Genomic DNA, 997 nt, shown 5'->3' on the forward strand with positions numbered 1-997 from the left:
CATTGGCCAGTGAACATACTGAAGAAAGCAAATATCGCTTAGACCAGTACAACTACTCAATTTATGTGATGGATGAAATCATTAATCAATATTAATGGCTGTAATCTAATGGTGAGAAATATGAGTCAGCAAAAACAAATTAAGCAAAAAGTGAAGCTTTTAAATATATCCCCTCTATCCGCTTTTTTTGGATTTTAATGTCTGAACTCTCAGTCGTTTATGCGTTTTATTCGCCCTTATATGATGAATTATCGGGTGCCAACCTGATCATCATTCTTCATGCAATCTCTATTAACATCGCCGTGTTATATATCTGCTATACGCGGTATCAAATGTATAAAGAGCTACAAAACTATTGAAAGGTTTATAAAATGAACACAACTCTACCTATTCTTATTCATAGCGTTATTGGTGGTATTGGTGAACATCCAGATGCTAAAAAACGAAGCTTAGGATACGGCGCTATCATGCTGTATATACCGATTGAACATATGGTCGGTTCAGGTGTACTTAAGCTGATGATTGATGTGAATACACTGTCGATCTATGCGTCTGAAAATCCTAATTACCTAAAACAACCACATACCATCAATGAAGCTTCTCACTTGTGGAATGCATTGCGCTTTGACAGTGCTTCTAAAGCCAGTCGGAAGGTCATTCATGATAATGGGTATGTTGAGTGTTTGTTTTCCATTCCTATGAAGGTTCTTGAGCCATTTATGGGTGCTGAATTGATTCAAAACGAATTAGGACTTCCATACATGGCCATCGATCAAAGTGACAAGTCGAAATGCATGCCGATTTGGTATGATGTCAGTAAATCGACCAATCAATTTATTGATGGCAACTACAACGATTATCCTGGTGTGCAGCCAACTTAAATTTTTAAGAAAAGTTTTTAGCTTTGATGATTTGTTAATTATTTATATCGACCACATTGGCGATGATGAAGAGAACAGACTCAATATGGCCCGTTTAATGGGCCACATTTATTTTT

General features: G+C 36.5%; 1 protein-coding gene. It reads left to right on the plus strand.

Translation table 11 applies throughout. The annotated features are described in order from the left end of the window. The first annotated feature begins 467 nt into the window (after positions 1–467). Positions 468–881: a hypothetical protein gene (locus PV763_RS17640; protein ID WP_308958847.1), complete on the plus strand. Its 414-nt coding sequence runs from the start codon at positions 468–470 to the stop codon at positions 879–881. The last annotated feature ends 116 nt before the right edge of the window (positions 882–997 follow it).

This window comes from Acinetobacter sp. AS5 (genome assembly GCF_048957595.1).
GTDB lineage: Bacteria > Pseudomonadota > Gammaproteobacteria > Pseudomonadales > Moraxellaceae > Acinetobacter.

Excerpts from the sequence above, each read along its gene's own strand:
- PV763_RS17640 (WP_308958847.1), top strand. The coding sequence starts at position 468 with ATGCTGTATATACCGATTGAACATATGGTCGGTTCAGGTGTACTTAAG.